The organism is Paenibacillus sp. 01T422, from assembly GCF_056398785.1.
In genome coordinates, this window is record NZ_JBFTQB010001435.1 from 1 (window position 1) to 875 (window position 875).

Consider the following 875-nt stretch of genomic DNA (forward strand, 5'->3'; position numbering starts at 1 on the left):
CAATTACAATAGGGGCTGTAGCTATTCCGAATCATCGTACAATGCATAGTACAATTATGCCTCGACTTGGGGGACTAGCTATATTCATTTCCTTTATCTCATCCGTTGCTATTATGTATCCCAAAATAATTCCATCACTTCCCGCCTTCTGGGGGTTACTAGTTTCAGCTTTTATTATTGAAACAGTAGGTATCCTTGATGATGTATACACTTTGTCTGCGAAGTGGAAATTGCTTGGACAAATTCTATCTGCAGTGATAGTAGCCTTATCGGGGTTCACAGTTGACCAAGTACATATTCCATTTGCTCAAGATATTTATTTCCCAGGATGGTTTTCAATATTATTAACAGTTTTATGGATTGTCGGCTTAATCAATGCCCTTAATTGGATAGATGGTTTAGACGGTCTGGCCACTGGGATCGCGGGAATTTCATGTATTACTCTCTGTATTATTGCAGGCATGACTGGAAATATCATGGTTCTGGTACTAAGTGCATCCTTGCTTGGAAGCTTAGCAGGTTTCTATATTTTCAACTCTGAACCTGCTTCGATTTTTATGGGTGAATCAGGATCTGCATTTCTTGGATTTGTACTGGCAGTCATTTCAATACTTGGTTTCAAACAAGCTGTATTCGTATCTTTTATCATTCCATTATTAATTTTAGGTGTTCCACTATTAGATACCATCCTTGCGATGACGCGTCGAGGTATTCAGGGTCGTCCACTGTATGAGGCAGATCGTGGACATGTTCATCACAGACTGACAGACATTGGGATTAGTCGTCGTAGCACGGTGTACACTTTATATGGCATTTCATCATTCCTTGGTATATGTGCCATTATACTGACAAAAGCATCCACATCTGCTATCACC

The 875-nt window shown here is 39.9% G+C and carries 1 protein-coding gene; it reads left to right on the plus strand.

What is annotated here, in order from left to right; genetic code table 11:
• The coding region (locus AC1DUA_RS39340; protein WP_477504841.1) for an MraY family glycosyltransferase at nt 1-875 on the plus strand (875 nt) is incomplete at both ends.